Source organism: Paenibacillus taichungensis (assembly GCF_013359905.1).
GTDB lineage: Bacteria > Bacillota > Bacilli > Paenibacillales > Paenibacillaceae > Paenibacillus > Paenibacillus taichungensis.
Window position 1 is genome coordinate 1,060,210 of the sequence record NZ_JABMCC010000121.1, and the last position, 15,387, is coordinate 1,075,596.

Consider the following 15,387-nt stretch of genomic DNA (forward strand, 5'->3'; position numbering starts at 1 on the left):
GCGAAGTTATGCTGAATCAGTTTCACGTGATCTATATACAGCATCAAGAAAGATCGAGGGAGTTTATCCCTCGATCTTTTTTTATTGCAGTAAAAAACATACTTGAATGCTCTATCTGGGTTTATTTGTAATAAAATAGGATCAATAGCACAAGCCATTTACTAGATTTAAGCATCTAATGATAGAAAAGGATGTGAATACATGAGCATAAATCCGTTTAAGGGATATCGGATTACAAGTTCATTTGGCTACCGAATCCATCCTATTTCTGGCGGCCAGACATTTCATCGCGGAATCGATCTCGTCACAGAGCCATGGAATGGCCCCATCCATGCATTTATGGACGGGACTGTACGCTTTGCTTCGGAAGGTGCTACAGGCTCAGGATTCGGCGGCTACGGGCTTACGGTTGCGGTACAGGATCATAGGGGCTACTTACATTGTTATGCTCACCTTTCCCGAATTGCAGTGAAAGTTGGACAGCAAGTAAAACAAGGGCAGCTTCTTGGCAATCAGGGAAGTACAGGTGAAAGCACGGGTCCGCATGTGCATTATGAGGTACGCAAAACGAGCTCCCCTTCGTATGGATACACGGCTAGTGAGAATGGTGTTGTTGATCCAGGAATCTACTTGCAATCTGAATATAGTTCAACGGTTGAAGGACAGGAGGGAACCCCAATGACGACGGAGGAAAGAGAGCGGTTAACAGCGATGGAGAAGATGCTGGAATCCCAGTCGGCCTGGATCCAGCAGCAGAAAAACATTTCAAGTATGGCTTGTCCGTCCTGGGCTGAGGAAGCTTATCATTATTACCAATCGTATATAAATAACGAAACAGGTAGTTATGACTTTTGGAGATTGCTTGTCATCCTGTATCGCAAGGAGAAGGGCATTAAGGTCTCTTCCGCTTCCTCAAGTTAACAGGCAAAGCAGGCAGATAACTATTTATTGAATGTTGCCAGTTCGCCCGGTTCATCCATACGCAAACGTCATATGTTAGGGTATACCTGATGAAGAGGAGGCAATCACATGAGCGAAGTTGGATATGGCTGTGGTGGCAACGTAGGCGGCGTAGGCGGATACAATATGTTCACTAACACAGGTGCGATTTTGGTACTGTTCATTCTGTTGGTTATCATCACTAAAGCATTCTGCGTTTAATCGGAATGAACGATTAATAATAAAACAAAGGGAAGCCTTAACGGCTTCCCTTTGTTTACATGTAAAGCATGTAAACGTGACATGTTCTCTCTTGAATTTGATTACTCTAACTGCTGCTGTGCATAACTGAATGCTAATGCTTACTGGATATAAATTTCAACGATAGCTACATCTCTTTCCTTTGCTAAATCAATGAAGGCTGTAGAGGTCTGAACGAGTGGGCGGAAGTAATCCGCAGGGTTGTTCAAGACAATCAGACCGGTTTCGCCTGTCGTGAGCAGAACCCTTTTGCCAATAAAATTGGGTAGCATATGTTTGATGAGTTCCTGCGTAACTTCAGCATTCAACTGACCGAAACTGAGGCTGTACAATTCGCATAGCACGGAGATTAGTTCTTGCTTGGTCTGATACACCCGAGTGGTCGTCATCGCGCTGTAAACATCGGCAACAGCCGTTATACGGGCAAATGGATGTATCTCGTCACCTTTCAGTCCATGAGGGTAGCCGCTTCCATCCTCGCGCTCATGATGCTGGAGCGCAACGGTTGCAAGGATCTCGTCCTGAGTGGACTCTTTAACAATCTCATAACCATATAACGTATGTTTCTTCATTTCTTCGAATTCTTCGGGCGTTAATTTGCCCGGCTTATGTAAAATTTCAGAAGGAATCTTGGACTTGCCAATATCGTGAAGATATCCTGCTTTGGCTACAGTTAGACACTCCTCAGGGTTGTATCCCATCCAGCCGGCAATATAAAAAGCGAGCATTCCGACTTGTAAGGAATGGTTGTAGGTGTAGTCGTTATCTCCGTCAAGCATCAGCAGCAAGGAGACAACGTCCTTTTGTTTTTCAAGTTGTCCCGTTAAGGTTATCAAAATTTCATCGACCTGAGTCTCATCAATAAAACCCTTCTCCATGGCTTGTTCAAATAGAGATTCTGTACCTTTGATCGTATCGTTAAACAGGTTAGTTAACAGACGGGTTTGATCGGAAGGTAAGGTTTGTGCATCAGAGTGTAGGTCAGATGTTGTATGTTCTACATCTGCGTAATCGATTCCGTGCTGCAGCAGCTTGGCAATATCATCGTCGCTGAGTGTGGAACCTTTCATCAGCATGTGGAGACCCGAACTGTTGTACACATCATTTTTTAACAGGTCGCCAGTTTTAAGATCAGTAACATGCACTCTCACGTATAAACCACCTTTTCCTCGACTAATATCGACATATATGATTATAATAACAAGAAAAAAATGGGTTGACAACGACTTATTTACTAATTTCATCACCTTTTGGACAGGTCGAATGACTAGTTAATTAATTGTCTGTGGGGTTCCAGGGTCCTAATTGATGACCTTTCCACTCGGAACCATCTTCCCATATTTCTTTTTTCCAGATGGGCACATTCTGTTTGAGTCTTTCAATCGCGTAACGGCTTGCGTCGTAACAGTCACTGCGATGAGGCGAGGAAACGGCAATAACGACGCTGATCTCTGTTACGTCTACCTTCCCAATCCGATGGCTAATCGCACATTTTACGCCTGGCCAGCGTTCAGTAATTTCATTACCGATAGCTGCCATCTGAGAAAGTGCCATAGGTACATAGGCCTCATATTCAAGATGAACCGTTCGTTGCTGTCCGGTCATTTCACGGGTGGTGCCAACAAAGGTAAGGGCTGCTCCATGGTTTGCAGTGATGACAAGCTCCGTTGTAGCTTCCACGGACAGTGGGGACTGGGTGATCAGGAATAATCCATCATCCGTACGATGCTCAGGATGGGATGAACGATGTCCGTCACCATTCAAATGGGTACCATCTCCTCCCGACACAGGGGGAATTAAGGCAAGTTCATCCTGAGCCTTGATTATAATATCGGCAGAAGCATACTGCTGGTTTACTGCCAGAAAAGAAACACGTATTTGATCTGCCGCTTCAGGATAAGCAAGGCCCAGTTTTTCTTTTAATTGCACAGGAGTTGGATCCGTTCCGGGGTATTCATATTCAAGCAGGGATGTGCCCAGACGTTCAGCGATTCCTGCAAATAGTTGAATTGTTAATTTCATGGAAATTACTCACCTCTTTTTAATCTCTAAACCCTATAAATATATCATAACGACGCGGAAAATGTTATGCTTATCCATTAGAGGAATGTACGTTATTGACGATAAGAGGGAGGCGGTGTGATGAGCACCAAGAAGGCGCAAACATTAACGATTCTACACACCAATGACATCCATAGTCATTTTGGCTCCATGAGCTCCATCGCCGCCATGATTGGACATGAGAAAGAACAGGCTGGAGAATTTCTGGTCGTGGATATCGGAGATCATATGGACCGGATGGCAGTTGAGACGGAGGGAACCCTAGGGGCGTCCAACGTGGATATCATTAATCTGACCGGTTATGATGCGATAACGATCGGGAACAACGAAGGACTAACATTTACACCCGAACAACTGACGCAGTCATATTCTGGACTTCTGTGCCCTGTTGTTTGTGGAAATGTTGTGGATCAGGCTACGGGCCTGCCACCAGTCTGGATGAAATCCTCTCTCATATTGGAGAAGGGGCCATTTCGCATCGGTTTGCTTGGTGCTACAGCACCCTTTACTGCCTTTTATGAATTGTTGGGTTGGGATGTATTGGACCCAGTAGAGACGCTGCGTGAGCAAGTTGAAGCTTTACGTTCTCAGGTGGATGTAGTCGTTATCTTGTCCCATCTGGGGCTTTCCACAGATCGCAGATTGGCCGAACAGATTCAGGGCATCAATGTCATTCTGGGCGGTCATACACATCATATACTGGAAGAACCTTTAGTCATTGGTCAGACGGTGCTTGGAGCGGCAGGAAAGTTTGGCCAGTGGCTGGGTAAGGTGGTACTGGAGCGGGAATATGAAGCGAATGAACTTACACTGGTGAGTAGCGGCTGTGTTCCAGTCCAGAACATGTTGCTCGAAGAAAGCGTGTCGCTGGCTATAGATACACACCGGACGGAAGCTGAGCGTTCGCTGGGCCAAACAGCCGTTATTACGGATAGGACGCTGACCATTGATTACGATCATGAGTCTCCGTTTGCGTCTTTGCTTGCCCAAGCAGTTCGTCAGTTCACTGGAGCACAGCTGTCTCTGGTTAACGCGGGGCAGCTTCTTGGAGATCTTCCGCAGGGGAATATCACAAAGGGAATGTTACATTCCCTATGTCCATCTCCCATTAATGCCTGTACAATATGCTTGAATGGAATTCAAATTCGGGAAGCTCTGGAGCAGTCCCTGTTGTCAGAGTTTTCACGTAAACCGATTATCGGATTTGGATTTCGCGGTGAGATTTTAGGAACATTGTGCATGGATGGAATGGATGTGGAGTATGATCCCCATTCGCCTCCATACGAGAAAATTCGTGCCATATATATTGGGGGCGAGCCGATGCGCGATGAACAAGAATATGTCGTAGGAACACTCGACATGTTTACGTTTAACGTAGGTTATACGTCCCTTGCTCTTGGAACGGATACAGCGTATCGACTTCCTGAATTCATACGTGATCTGCTCGAATCGGAACTAAAAAGGCCAGGGGCGCTGGATGACAGCCTGCGGTCCCGTTGGCATGAAATCTAACAAGTTACTTGCCTTCTGCTGAAGCGGCGGCTAGTGGAAATTACATCTACGGAGCGGGAGAGGATAGGCTGTGCGTTTAGTACATATAAACCTATTGCAGCCTGGCATGAAGCTGGGGAAACGAATTTATAGTGAAGAGGGTTTGGTGCTGCTCAGTGAGGGAGTAGAGCTGACCAGTCGGTTGATTGGACGTCTAAAGGACCTGGGGATTGGATATGTGTATATATCGGATGCAGCAACAGAGGATATCATTATTCCGGATATGCTGCAGGAAGAGACTAGGCGCAGAGCGCTAGTCGAGATCAAACAGCAGTTTCAGAGCATGTCGGGTCTCAAAACCAAAAGCCGAATCCCGCACTTCGGAAAAGCACTTAGCGGAGTAATGAATACGATTCTGGAGGACATTGGCAGTCAAAAGGAAGCGATGATTATGCTGATGGATATGAACGCCAGTGATTTTGATCTGTATAATCATTCTCTTAATGTATGTGTGTATACGCTGGTTCTTGGTGTGGCATCAGGCTATACTCGGCAGCAGTTAATGGAGATTGGACTAGGAGCTCTGTTGCATGATATCGGTAAAACGCAGATTGCTCCAGAAATTCTGCACAAGCCGGCCAAATTGAGCGATGAGGAATTTAAAATCATACAGCAGCATACTACATATGGACATCGTATTCTCAAAGATGAACCGGGTATACCGCTCCTTGCTGCCCATTGCGCATTACAACACCATGAACGGATTGATGGTAGCGGCTATCCTTTTGGTTTGAAAGACAAAGAGATTCATGAGTACGCCAAATGGCTGGCCCTTGCTGATTCGTATGATGCGATGACAACCAATCGGGTATACAAACAAGCTTTGCTGCCACATCAAGCTGTGGAAGTATTATACACGGGTTCAGGGACTTTATATGAACAGCGAATGCTGGAGAAATTCCGTGATTGCGTAGCCATTTATCCCTTAGGTATCTCCGTCACGCTGAGTACAGGGGAGGTCGGGGTTGTTGCAGACATCCATACGCGCGTTCCGCAACGACCACGTATTCGTGTTCTCAAGGATGCGGACGGCCAGACATTAAGTGCACCCTACGAGATCGATCTGTCCACAGCGTTGTCTGTTATGATTACAGGCGTTGAGGGTGTGGAAGACGCTACGCCAGCTTCAGTACGTGGCGAATTATTTTGATAACCTGACGTCAATGGATAATGGGTAACGCTCATATTGTAATATCAGGACCGAGCCGGCCTGATATTACACGGGCGTTTTTTGTCATGTAATGGACAGAGCATGCTCATGCCAGAGCACAGGAAATTGTGCTATGATTAAAGATAACTCCAAAAGTTGAAGACGGGGTATGTTGTAAATAAAACTTTTTAGGTTAATAAAAGGAATAAGGTGAAGAACAATGACCATGCTAAACTCAGGATCGGTAGAACCGATGCCTTTATCGCCGACTAATGATCCTTGGGATCCGATCGGCTCTTTGCGTACATATGGACGCCATGTGCTGACCAGTGTAGAAATGACCGTGACTCATCTGTGCAATATGCGCTGCGAGCATTGTGCGGTAGGAGATATGTTAACGATGCGCGAAGCACCTGCGCTTCCGCTGCCTTTGATGCTTAAAAGGCTGGATGAGGTTGAGCACCTTCAGACGATTAGTCTGACGGGTGGTGAGCCGAGCTTTAGCCAGAAGACCGTGGATGAGATGATCATTCCGCTCCTCAAATATGCCAAGGAACGGGGCATTCGTACCCAGATCAACTCGAATCTGACGCTGGATTACCGTCGCTATGAGCAACTTCTGCCTTATCTGGACGTAATGCATATCTCATTCAATTATCTGAATGCCGATGATTTTCACCAAGTCGGGTTTGCCAACAGTGGTAGACCTGTAAAGCGGGAAGTCGCGGTGAAGATGTATGAGAAAATGATTGAAAATTCCCGTAAACTCAGTGAAGCGGGCATGTTTATCTCTGCGGAGTCCATGATTAATTTCCGTACCCATGACAAGCTTGAGGGCATTCATCAATTGATCCGTGAGATGGGCTGTGTCCGTCATGAAGTGCATCCGATGTATAATTCGAATTTTGCTTCTTCGCTGCCGGTACTTTCCCTTGATCATATGAGAGCGGCTATTCATCGTTTGTTGGATGCGCGTGACAAGGATATGTGGATGCTGTTTGGTACACTTCCGTTCTTCGCATGCAGTGCAGCAGAGCAGGATCGTGAACTGATTAACCGCCTGTATAGCGAGCCTAAAGTCACGGTTCGTAATGATCCCGACGGTCGTAACCGCGTTAACGTCAACATGTTCACCGGGAACGTGTATGTGACCGATTTTGCCGACATCCCGGCGTTTGGCAACATTCGTGACCGGAAGCTGGATGATGTATTCCATGAGTGGTCAGCTGAACATCCCTTGAATCAGACAGTGAACTGTCATTGTGATGCTGCTTCTTGCTGCGGTCCGAATCTGCTAGTGGCAGATATGTATTATAAAGGTGTGGATTTCAAATCGAGAAAAGCAATTACACGTTGATATTCCAGGTGTATTCCTGAAATAGATAGAAAAGGGGAGTTTCGACTTGGGTATTCATACCGAATTTCATCTTGGGCAGTTGGTATTTAATCTGGTCTGTGTGTTTCTGCTCGTATTTTTGAATGGCGTATTTGTCGCAGCGGAATTTTCTCTGGTCAAAGTTAGACAAACACGCCTCACTCAATTACAGAGTGAAGGGAATAAGTTGGCTGGTTATGCCCTGAAGGTGAATGGTAAATTGGATGCCTATCTATCGGCAACCCAGTTCGGAATCACGTTGACATCGCTGGGGCTTGGTTGGCTCGGTGAACCGGCCATTTCCGAATTACTGGTCGAGCCTCTGATGTTCAAGCTTGGTGTAGCAGATACAGGACTTATATCCACGGTATCGGTCATCATCGGTTTCTGTATCATTACGTTTTTGCACATTGTGCTGGGTGAGCTTGCGCCCAAATCTCTGGCAATCCAAAAAACAGACGGAGTGGCTTTGCTGCTATCGGCACCGTTGCTGTTATTTTATAAAATTTTCTTCCCATTCATCTGGGTACTGAACGCGTCAGCCAATGCACTGCTGCGATTGGCAGGCATTGAACCCGCCAGCGAAGGAGAGGCCCATTCGGAAGATGAGCTTCGAATTTTGATGAAGCAAAGTGCGAAAAGTGGCGTCATCGATAAGGATGAAATCAAACTGATGGATAACATCTTTGATTTCTCGGATATGCTGGCACGTGAAATTATGCTGCCACGTACGGATATGGACTGTCTGTATACTCATATGTCGCTGGAAGAAAACCTGAAAATCATTAATGCAACGAAGCATTCCCGTTATCCTGTGGCTGTTGAGGATAAGGATGAGATTATCGGATTTATCCACATTACCGATCTGCTTCTTGCTGAACCTGACCAGCAGCATGATCTGGCTGCGCTTGTTCGTCCGATTCTGAATGTTCCTGAATCGATGGAGATCAGTCATGTACTTCGTCTGATGCAGAAAAAGCACTCCCAGATGACACTGGTGGTCGACGAATATGGCGGTACAGCGGGCTTGCTGACTGCTGAAGAGATTTTGGAAGAGATCGTTGGCGATCTGTATGATGAGTTCGAAGACGAACGTCCGCATATGGAGCGCAGTGGAGAAGCCTTTTCCATTGATGGTCGCTCCCTGATTGAAGAGGTTCATGAATGGACCGGTGCTGTCATTGAGGATGAGGAAGTCGATACGATTGGCGGCTGGCTGTTCAAGGAATTGGAAGGCAGCGTGGTCAAAGGTAAAACACGGGAGCAAAACGGTTATGTCTTTGAAGTGGAAGAATCCACCCGTCTCCGAATTACCAGAGTGAAGGTATATAAGCGACCTGATCCTGAAGAAAATAAGGTCGAAATAGGAGAACAGGAACCAGGTTCGATGCAGGATGATCGTGAACGTGACAGGGACTGAGTATTGATGAAATAATCATTGGGCACATAGCCTCCATATCAAATGAAGTGACCTTTGGACACTGCCCAGCGGGGTAAGTCGTTCGAAGGTCTTTTTTTGCGTTCAGCTAAATATGGGATTAACTTGGGGGACAGCGACATATGGTTATAGAGACGGGAAATGAAAGCTTGGAATGAAGCGATGTCGAATGTACCAAATCAGTGATGGAGGAGGCGTTGTTCTGTGTCAGATCCGCAGCTTCGTGCTTACGCCCCTTTTGTGGGGCCGTTTGATCCATGTCCACCGAAGACGATTCGGACGTACCTAGTTCCTCCGCAATTGTTTATCCCATTTCAGCCGATGGGCTGGCCGCAGTTCAGTCCCGCAGAAGCCTTAAGAGTTGGAACGTTGTGGCCTGCTTTATACAGTCCTTATACACCTGCGAGCTCGAAGGGAAGGAAGGTGGAAGCAGATGGAACCTGAAGCACCTAAAGCCTGTGATGCAAAATACTATGAGCTGCTGGAGGAACTTCAGGCACTCGATTTTGTATTGGTTGAGTTGAATCTGTATCTGGACACCCACCCGGGCGACTATCAAAGCATCGAGCAATACAACAAATTCAGCCAGGAGCGGATGAGGGTGGCGCATGAGTTTCAGCAATTGTACGGACCTCTGATGAATTTTGGGCATGCTTTCTCCAAATATCCGTGGGAATGGTCCCAGACGCCATGGCCTTGGCAAGTATGAGATAACAGCCTCGGGTTTCCTTGCAGACGTTCCAGGCTAGGAGCTCGAGGGATCGTAACAGGTTGAATTTGATTTTATAGAGGAGGCGTCTGCATGTGGGTGTATGAGAAAAAATTGCAATATCCCGTTCGGGTTAGCAAATGTGATCCTCATATGGCGAAATTGCTGGCGGAACAGTATGGGGGCGCAGACGGAGAACTGGCGGCTGCCCTGCGGTATTTGAACCAGCGGTATACGATTCCGGACAAGATTATCGGGCTGTTGAATGATATAGGAACCGAGGAATTTGCTCACTTGGAAATGATTGCAACGATGATATATAAATTGACAAAAGATGCATCGGTGGAGCAACTGGAAGCAGCGGGGCTTGGTCCAAACTACGCACAGCGTGACTCTGCACTGTTTTATACCAATTCTTCCGGTGTGCCATTTACAGCAGCCTATATTGCCTCGAAGGGAGATCCTATCGCGGATTTGTACGAGGATATTGCAGCGGAAGAGAAGGCACGGGCTACATATCAGTGGTTGATCGATCTTACGGATGACGTTGATCTACAGGATAGTCTCAAGTTTCTGAGGGAACGGGAGATTGTGCATTCCTTGCGTTTTCGTGAGGCAGTCGAGATTCTGAAGGATGATCGGGAGACGAAGAAGATTTTCTGAAAAGGACAACATATTGTTCTCATTGCCGTTCTCTCTCAAGAGAGCGGTTTTTGCGATGAAAGGAATTGTTCAGATCATGCTCCTCATTGGTTTTGAGGTAAGGGTAATGGGATGTATCCAGTAAAAGTTATCATCTCAAAAAAATAATAAAAAAACAGGACCGTCCTTTTTTATTAAAAAAGGCTGCCCTGCTTTTTGGGGTTCCGTGTCAAACTCTCAGTATTCAACGACCATGGCAACATTTTGCCACCCAGCGCCAACGGTCCAGAACAGCACTTTATCACCACGCTGAATTTGGCCGGATGTTATGGCTCGATGGAATGCAATAAACGGACTGCTGGTTGAGGTGTATCCGAATTCGTCTCCAATGTAGACGGCAATATCTTCGCCAATGCCAATGTTCTCGGATACAGCACGTATATTGCCAATGGATAATTGGGAGAAACAAGCGGCTTTGATCTCATCTGCACCGATTTCATTACGACTTAGCAAAGTTCGAATCGAATCAGAGGCAGCGCCTACACAGATGGAATCATCAAACGGTATGAATTTTACATGGAAGGCACCTGCGTCAACACCGGTTTGGCCTAGTTTTGCAAGACCTTGTGCCGGGAAGAGAGAATTGCCGTACACACAGGTATCAGTCTGGTAAATCGAGTCAATAAATCCGACTGCCTGCTCGTCCCGTTCAACAATAACAGCTGCTGCTGCGTCCCCAAAATTCGCGAAGTACACAGGATCGTCTGGACTGGCGTGAGGAGCGATGTAATCCGAGCCAATAATCAAAGCACGACGAATTCTGGGATTGCCCAGCATCTGACGGCTAACTTGTTCAAAGGCTGCGGTCATGCCCGCACAGTTGGCATTGCTGTCAATGCAGATGGTATGGGATGCCCCGTTAATCAGGCGATGAATCATTAAGGAATTCGTAGGAAAGATGTATTCCGGCGTTTGACTTGCATAAGTAATCAGATCGATATCGGCACCGGTGAGTCCGGTCTTTTCGAGCAAATTACTGGCGGCCTCAAAGGCCATGCTTAGTGAGTTTTCATCATCGTTGTCAATTTTGTAACGTGTATCACGCCCAAGTGCCTTTAACAATCCCCGAATATCTACACCTCTTGCATCAAAATGTTCAATATAAAAGTCATTGCCCACCTTGTTCGTTGGATGATAGATATCGATATCTACAATACGAATTCCAGCCATCTTCATTCTCCTCTTGAGCGGATGGGTGAACCCTCAGCATGTCCGCCTGGTTTATTATGTCGTTACCGTGGAGATGATCTCAAGATTGTCCAATCCGACAGACCGTCCAAGACGGGACAGCTGCATTTTCAGAATGGCATTATTCTCAAGCGTCAACACCACTTTTTTATATTCATCTTTTTTGAACATTTGCAGGCAGCCCTCGAGAAGAGGCACAATTTCCGGAGCAGTAACATTCAACTTTTTGCAATCAATATTCAGCTCATACTCCTTGGTGTTAATCGGAGCGATCGTATCCTGATATGCCGAGATGGAACGTAAACCGTCTTCTTGAGAGAAAGAGCCCTCCAGTTCAATGTTCAACACCTTGTTCGGAACGTCAGTTTTCAGTATAAAACTTCCCATGATTGTTCTCTCTCCTTTAAATGAGTTAAGGCTATCCTGCTAACCAAGACATAGGCCTTGAGGCCCTCGCTGACTGCTTCTGAGATGTAGCTGATTCGAAGGATAATTTAACCATATTATAAAGGTAGAGATGTAATAAGATCAATAAAAAAGTCGAATCGTGTATAAAAATGTAGAAGAGTGAATTATTGGATTTCATCCAGTGTAGTGAGCAATATATTAAAAGCACTGATGATTCGTGGGGCGCCAACACAAGGTGCCAGATGCAGCAAAATTCCTTTGAGCTGATCCACGGTTACACCGACACTTAGCGCCATCGTATAATGAACCCCCAACTGCTCATACTGCCCCTGTGAGATCAGTGAGGAGATAATCGCAACTTCCTTCCATTGATCGGTGATGGTTGTACGCTGAAAAATATCCCCGTAAGCTGTTCCCATAATAAACTCGGCGAGCTCAGGGAACTGATCCTTAATCGGTGCCAGTGCTTTTGCACCATATTCACCGGAAAGCTTTGCAAAACGCTCCAATCCTTGAGTCACTTGTTCACTCATGCTATGTTCCTCCTAATTCAAAGTCACGGTACGGTGAGCCGTGGGTGGGATCTCGTCGCGATCGGTAAGAAGCTCAATGACAGTAACTTGGTTCAGTTGCTGTGCGGTTTGGAGAGCTGAGATGAATTCAGCTCGTGTTTCTGCCCGAAAAGCAACAGCACCGAGCGACTCGGCAAACTTTGTCGCATCCAAGGGAACCTCAAATAAAGTGCCATCAATTCGACCTGTTGTTTTTTCCATGCCTTTCAGTGCCATATCCAGCTGTTTATTGTTTACAACGATGAAGATGACCGGCAGATTGTTGCATACAGCGGTGTTAATCTCGGTTCCAAGCATCATAAAGCATCCGTCACCTGTAATGCATACAATGGTTTCTTCCGGTGCGGCAGTCTTGGCCCCAATAGCCATGCCTATGGCATTGCCCATGCAGGCAAAGTAGGCGTCAAACACAAAGCTGCCGGGTTTCTTGACTTTATATCGTTGAACCGCATGAAAACCATGACTGCCATCATCCACAAACAGCTTATGATCAAATGGAAGCAGTTCACTCATTTCTTCCAAGATGGAAGCCAAGGACAGATGCGGCAGATCCGGGAGAGGTACGGTGTAATCCACAGTGGTCGTTTCTCTTGGAACAACAGGACGTTCTGTCAGTGTGCCTAGCAAAAACTGCAGGTTGTCCTTCAGGTCGCCGGTGATATGTAAGGTTTGAGCGTTAAGTATTTTACCAACGAATGTAGGATCAGCATCGAATTGAATCAGATGTGCAGGGTGGTTTGCAGGTTTCAAATTACAGATTGTCATATCACTCAGACGTGAACCGAGTACGATATAAAGATCACTTTGATTCAGCAGTTCATCTGCATGAGGGAAGCCGCCAACACCGCAGGGCCCATGATATAGGGGATGATCCCAGGCAATGGCACCTTTTCCTCCTGGAGAAGTAATGACAGGAATATTGAAATGTTCAGCAAAATGGAGCAATTCATCATGGGCTCTGGCGCGGCTGACACCTTTGCCTGCAATAATTAAAGGATGACTGGACTGTTGAAGTAAGGGAAGGATACGATTCAGGTTGGATACGCTAATCAGGGGTTCTGGCTCCGGGATGACCACCCGGAAATCAGCGAGCTGTTCAGTTTGTACATCAAACGGAAGACAGAGATGGACCGGACCTTTGTTGGGACCGAGTGCAATGGAAAGGGCGTGATTCAATATGGTGCTGAAATGATCACCGCGCTCCACGAGCTTGCTGAACAGGGTGGCAGGACGAAACATTTCCGCCAAATCAGCCAAGTAGGAAGAGGAGTCCTGACATTGCGGAAGCCCCAATTCCTGAATGGATTGATGACCTGTAATAAACAGGACGGGCAAATTATTGGCCTTTGCATGGGCAGCAGCGGTGAGTAAGTTGGTTCCGCCTGGACCAGAAGTGGCGAAGGCCACACCCAGTTTTCCTGTTTGGAGGGCATAGCCCGATGCGGCAAAGCCTGAACTGGACTCATGGCGACCTGGAATGAATTCCAAACCGTAATCAACCATTTTCAGGACAGCAGGACATATAGATTTTCCGATAATACCAAAGACATGAGTAACGCCTAAATTACGCAGAGCTTCTGCCAAATAGTCCGCAACTGTTCTCATGCGGGACACCTCGCTTCACAAAATAGGTTTTTGGACCCACAGGTCAAGTTCCATTTTTGGGATGTATGTCGTTGTCTAAGGTTGTAAAAGGAAATAAATCCTTGTTAATAGGAAGAGTAGCTTTTTTTGTGGTTTTTTGTCAACCGATTTTATGAGTATAAGTTCCTGATTCTTAGGTTGGAAGCGCTTAATGTCTTACCCTATAAGAGAAAATAAATTGGTTATATATTCCTGCAACAATTTACCTATGAACAAGATTTATAGAATAAAATGTAATATAAAGTAGAATATGATGGATTTGTTTTATATGTATCCAATGAAGATCATATGCTTTTCATTTCGCATCCGTGCAAAGATTGGCAATGTTAAGCTTTCTGTTATACTGAAATTCGATGGGAGTGAGTTGAATGACAATGATAAAAATGGCTGTAATTGGGCTGGGCAAAATGGGATTACATATGATACATCAGGCAACACAGGTAGAACTATCCGAAAAAGTAGAGATTGTAGCGGTATGCGATGCCAGTGAGGAAAATTTGACCTCGTTTGCTTCCTCTCATCCAGAGACGAAGACGTATACGGATTTCAAGCAATTACTAGACACACATGCGGTTGATCTGCTGTACATTGCGGTCCCGCCTAAATATCACTATGCCGTCGTTATGGAGGCACTAAAGCGCAAGATTCATGTATTCTGTGAGAAACCACTGGCAAACAGCGTGGAGGAAGCCAGAGCAATGCTGAAGGCAGCCGAGAAGGCCGGTGTAGTACATGCAATCCATTTCTCCATGCCGCATGAACCATCAGTATTGAAGCTGCAAGAGTTGATTCGTCAGGAAACGATTGGCGAGATTCGCAAAATTGATCTGATCCTGCAATTCCCTCAGTGGCCTCGAGCGTGGCAGCAAAATACCTGGATTACCAGCCGCGAGCAGGGCGGATTTATTCTTGAAGTGGGGATTCACTGGATTCATATGATCCAAAAAGTGTTTGGTGCTATACGCGTGATTAATAGTCAGGTTCAATTTCCTCAAAATACAGTTGAATGTGAACATGAGGTTCAGGCTGCGATGGAGCTGGAGGATGGAACCCGAATCCAGTTAAATGGGATTGCTCATTTTGCAGGTGAAGAGCGTGTATCTATGGTGGTCTACGGTACTGAAGGAACAATTGCCTTGGAAAACTGGGATCAACTATGGAATGGACGCATCGGAGAGCCACTTGTTCCCGTCGAAGTTAATGAATCCTTAAGCCAATTGCCTGTACTTAAACACGTCATCGCCCGTATTCAAAGCCAACCTGCCCAAATATACGATTTCAACGATGGTTATCATGCACAGCTTGTCCTTGAAGCGCTGCGTAATTCGGATCAATCCTGATCCAATAAGGTACTGAGCTAGAAGAGGGTTCGTGTTAAATGTTCTTTCT

General features: G+C 46.0%; 16 protein-coding genes. 10 read left to right on the top strand and 6 right to left on the bottom strand.

The genetic code is table 11. The features are described from left to right. The first annotated feature begins 201 nt into the window (after positions 1-201). Both HP548_RS33820 and HP548_RS33145 read left to right on the top strand, forming a co-directional pair. Entirely contained in the window at positions 202-921 is a 720-nt protein-coding gene (locus HP548_RS33820; protein WP_175383975.1) for a M23 family metallopeptidase, read from the top strand. 108 nt (positions 922-1,029) lie between these two features. Further along, entirely contained in the window at positions 1,030-1,161 is a 132-nt protein-coding gene (locus HP548_RS33145; RefSeq protein WP_208642727.1) for a YjcZ family sporulation protein, read from the top strand. 140 nt (positions 1,162-1,301) lie between these two features. Here HP548_RS33145 and HP548_RS32695 read toward each other — a convergent pair whose 3' ends face one another. Further along, positions 1,302-2,351, bottom strand: a complete 1,050-nt coding sequence (locus HP548_RS32695) for an HD-GYP domain-containing protein (protein ID WP_076289852.1) — start codon at positions 2,349-2,351, stop codon at positions 1,302-1,304. A 124-nt stretch (positions 2,352-2,475) separates the two neighbouring features. Further along, complete coding sequence (locus HP548_RS33825) at positions 2,476-3,222, bottom strand: molybdenum cofactor biosynthesis protein (protein WP_175383976.1); 747 nt, start codon at positions 3,220-3,222, stop codon at positions 2,476-2,478. A 120-nt stretch (positions 3,223-3,342) separates the two neighbouring features. On the opposite strand from HP548_RS33825, the gene HP548_RS32705 reads away from it, so the two are divergent. The 7 genes from HP548_RS32705 to HP548_RS32735 all read left to right on the top strand — a co-directional run bounded on the left by HP548_RS32705 (position 3,343) and on the right by HP548_RS32735 (position 10,147). After that, the gene (locus HP548_RS32705; RefSeq protein WP_175383977.1) at positions 3,343-4,773 is read left to right on the top strand and encodes a bifunctional metallophosphatase/5'-nucleotidase; all 1,431 of its coding nucleotides are present in this window, start codon (positions 3,343-3,345) and stop codon (positions 4,771-4,773) included. A 70-nt stretch (positions 4,774-4,843) separates the two neighbouring features. Continuing rightward, positions 4,844-5,962 (top strand): HD domain-containing phosphohydrolase, encoded by a 1,119-nt coding sequence (locus HP548_RS32710; RefSeq protein ID WP_175383978.1) that lies wholly within the window; start codon positions 4,844-4,846, stop codon positions 5,960-5,962. 220 nt (positions 5,963-6,182) lie between these two features. Beyond that, positions 6,183-7,319, top strand: a complete 1,137-nt coding sequence (yfkAB, locus tag HP548_RS32715; RefSeq protein WP_143764736.1) for a radical SAM/CxCxxxxC motif protein YfkAB — start codon at positions 6,183-6,185, stop codon at positions 7,317-7,319. Between the two features lie 52 nt (positions 7,320-7,371). Continuing rightward, a complete protein-coding gene (locus tag HP548_RS32720; RefSeq protein ID WP_373561707.1) occupies positions 7,372-8,757 on the top strand; it encodes a hemolysin family protein in 1,386 nt (461 codons plus the stop codon). A 222-nt stretch (positions 8,758-8,979) separates the two neighbouring features. Further along, the gene (locus HP548_RS32725) at positions 8,980-9,219 is read left to right on the top strand and encodes a spore coat associated protein CotJA (RefSeq protein WP_076289847.1); all 240 of its coding nucleotides are present in this window, start codon (positions 8,980-8,982) and stop codon (positions 9,217-9,219) included. Further along, a complete protein-coding gene (locus tag HP548_RS32730; RefSeq protein ID WP_063564297.1) occupies positions 9,209-9,484 on the top strand; it encodes a spore coat protein CotJB in 276 nt (91 codons plus the stop codon). The genes HP548_RS32725 and HP548_RS32730 overlap by 11 nt, the downstream gene beginning before the upstream one ends. 93 nt (positions 9,485-9,577) lie before the next feature. Further along, complete coding sequence (locus HP548_RS32735) at positions 9,578-10,147, top strand: manganese catalase family protein (protein WP_099854743.1); 570 nt, start codon at positions 9,578-9,580, stop codon at positions 10,145-10,147. Positions 10,148-10,363: 216 nt separating this feature from the next. Here the strand turns inward: HP548_RS32735 and HP548_RS32740 are convergent, their stop codons facing one another. The 4 genes from HP548_RS32740 to HP548_RS32755 all read right to left on the bottom strand — a co-directional run bounded on the left by HP548_RS32740 (position 10,364) and on the right by HP548_RS32755 (position 13,959). After that, complete coding sequence (locus tag HP548_RS32740) at positions 10,364-11,356, bottom strand: 3-oxoacyl-[acyl-carrier-protein] synthase III C-terminal domain-containing protein (protein WP_175383979.1); 993 nt, start codon at positions 11,354-11,356, stop codon at positions 10,364-10,366. Between the two features lie 54 nt (positions 11,357-11,410). After that, positions 11,411-11,761: a hypothetical protein gene (locus HP548_RS32745; RefSeq protein ID WP_076289802.1), complete on the bottom strand. Its 351-nt coding sequence runs from the start codon at positions 11,759-11,761 to the stop codon at positions 11,411-11,413. Between the two features lie 185 nt (positions 11,762-11,946). Beyond that, entirely contained in the window at positions 11,947-12,315 is a 369-nt protein-coding gene (locus tag HP548_RS32750) for a carboxymuconolactone decarboxylase family protein (RefSeq protein ID WP_076289801.1), read from the bottom strand. Between the two features lie 12 nt (positions 12,316-12,327). Beyond that, positions 12,328-13,959 carry a thiamine pyrophosphate-binding protein gene (locus HP548_RS32755; RefSeq protein WP_175383980.1) on the bottom strand — a complete coding sequence of 544 codons (1,632 nt, stop codon included), beginning with the start codon at positions 13,957-13,959 and terminating at the stop codon, positions 12,328-12,330. Positions 13,960-14,366: 407 nt separating this feature from the next. Between HP548_RS32755 and HP548_RS32760 the strand changes: the two genes are divergently transcribed. Next, positions 14,367-15,338 carry a Gfo/Idh/MocA family protein gene (locus tag HP548_RS32760; RefSeq protein ID WP_175383981.1) on the top strand — a complete coding sequence of 324 codons (972 nt, stop codon included), beginning with the start codon at positions 14,367-14,369 and terminating at the stop codon, positions 15,336-15,338. Positions 15,339-15,387 lie beyond the last annotated feature (49 nt).

Excerpts from the sequence above, each read along its gene's own strand:
- HP548_RS32755 (WP_175383980.1), bottom strand. The coding sequence starts at position 13,959 with ATGAGAACAGTTGCGGACTATTTGGCAGAAGCTCTGCGTAATTTAGGC.
- HP548_RS32730 (WP_063564297.1), top strand. The coding sequence starts at position 9,209 with ATGGAACCTGAAGCACCTAAAGCCTGTGATGCAAAATACTATGAGCTG.
- HP548_RS33820 (WP_175383975.1), top strand. The coding sequence starts at position 202 with ATGAGCATAAATCCGTTTAAGGGATATCGGATTACAAGTTCATTTGGC.
- HP548_RS32740 (WP_175383979.1), bottom strand. The coding sequence starts at position 11,356 with ATGGCTGGAATTCGTATTGTAGATATCGATATCTATCATCCAACGAAC.
- HP548_RS32745 (WP_076289802.1), bottom strand. The coding sequence starts at position 11,761 with ATGGGAAGTTTTATACTGAAAACTGACGTTCCGAACAAGGTGTTGAAC.
- HP548_RS33825 (WP_175383976.1), bottom strand. The coding sequence starts at position 3,222 with ATGAAATTAACAATTCAACTATTTGCAGGAATCGCTGAACGTCTGGGC.
- HP548_RS32705 (WP_175383977.1), top strand. The coding sequence starts at position 3,343 with ATGAGCACCAAGAAGGCGCAAACATTAACGATTCTACACACCAATGAC.
- HP548_RS32750 (WP_076289801.1), bottom strand. The coding sequence starts at position 12,315 with ATGAGTGAACAAGTGACTCAAGGATTGGAGCGTTTTGCAAAGCTTTCC.
- yfkAB (WP_143764736.1), top strand. The coding sequence starts at position 6,183 with ATGACCATGCTAAACTCAGGATCGGTAGAACCGATGCCTTTATCGCCG.
- HP548_RS32735 (WP_099854743.1), top strand. The coding sequence starts at position 9,578 with ATGTGGGTGTATGAGAAAAAATTGCAATATCCCGTTCGGGTTAGCAAA.
- HP548_RS33145 (WP_208642727.1), top strand. The coding sequence starts at position 1,030 with ATGAGCGAAGTTGGATATGGCTGTGGTGGCAACGTAGGCGGCGTAGGC.
- HP548_RS32760 (WP_175383981.1), top strand. The coding sequence starts at position 14,367 with ATGACAATGATAAAAATGGCTGTAATTGGGCTGGGCAAAATGGGATTA.